Source organism: Rhizobacter sp. P3_B12, from assembly GCF_056402895.1.
Genome location: NZ_JBFUGN010001461.1, coordinates 1 through 1,057 on the forward strand (window position 1 = coordinate 1; position 1,057 = coordinate 1,057).

At 69.6% G+C, this 1,057-nt stretch carries 2 protein-coding genes; one reads left to right on the forward strand and one right to left on the reverse strand.

The window, feature by feature from the left end; translation table 11 throughout:
• The first annotated feature begins 175 nt into the window (after positions 1-175).
• Positions 176-616 carry a hypothetical protein gene (locus tag AC1D01_RS36090; RefSeq protein ID WP_477874534.1) on the forward strand — a complete coding sequence of 147 codons (441 nt, stop codon included), beginning with the start codon at positions 176-178 and terminating at the stop codon, positions 614-616.
• Between the two features lie 17 nt (positions 617-633).
• On the opposite strand, the gene AC1D01_RS36095 is transcribed toward AC1D01_RS36090, so the two are convergent.
• The coding region (locus AC1D01_RS36095) for a GGDEF domain-containing protein (RefSeq protein ID WP_477874536.1) at positions 634-1,057 on the reverse strand (424 nt) is incomplete at its 5' end.

Here is a 1,057-nt window from a genome sequence, read left to right on the forward strand (position 1 = left end):
CCGTGGGATCGAATGCCCTGAGAGGGGCGCGTGCTGAGTAACGCGCCGGCGTCGCCGGTTCACTGTCGAGGGGGTGTCCATGCGACCCCTGTCGTGGCTGGCCGGTCGCGTCGCCAGATGGAACCCGGCGCACGTCCGCGTTACTGACGCCTCGCCTTCACAGCGCGGGTGGTCCATGAGCGCCTTGCAGATCCTCCTGGACGAATTCGCCCGCCGCATCGGCAGTTCGCCCTTCAGCGTGGCGGGTGACCAGGCGCGTTTCGTCTGCAACGACCGCTTCGCGGTCGACCTGTTCCTCGACGCGCGCTTCGAGTGCGTGCGCATCGGCACCCAGGTCGGCCATTCGCTGGTGGCGGTGCCGGGGCATGAGCTCTACTGGAGCTGCCTGTCGCGCGCCCAGCGCGACGATCCGCGCTTCGAGGTCTGCTGGAACGCCTACACCGGCGAGATGCTGAGCATGTCGGCGATGCCGATGACGGGGCTCGACATCGAGGGCTTCATGCTGTGGATCGAGCGCTTCCTCGACAACTCGACCGAGGTGTCCACGGCCTGGCTCGCCGCAGAAGACCCGCACGGCTGCGGGCTGCCGCTGGCGGATTGCCGCAGCTTTGCCTGAGGGCCGGCCTCAGCGTCTCAGCCCGACACCCCGGCGTACTGCCTGAACTGCCCCCGCCCCGCGTGCTTCGCGGCGTAGAGCGCCTCGTCGGCGTGGCGCATCGCCTCGGCCAGCGTCGGGCCGTGCGTCGGCCAGACGGCGGCGCCGATGCTGCAGCCCACGCGCAGGTTGTTCAGCGTCAGGTAGCTCATCGGCCGGCGCATGTCGCGAACGATGCGCTCGGCCAGCGTGCGCGACAGCGCACTGCCTTCACCCGGCAGGCCGGTGATCAGCACCAGGAACTCGTCGCCGCCGAGGCGGAACACGAAATCCTGCTCGCGCGCCAGCTTGCGCAGGCGCTTGGCCACCTGCACCAGCACCTGGTCGCCGGCGGCGTGGCCATGGCGGTCGTTGATCGGCTTGAACGCATCCAGGTCCAGGCACAGCACGCAGACCTCGAGG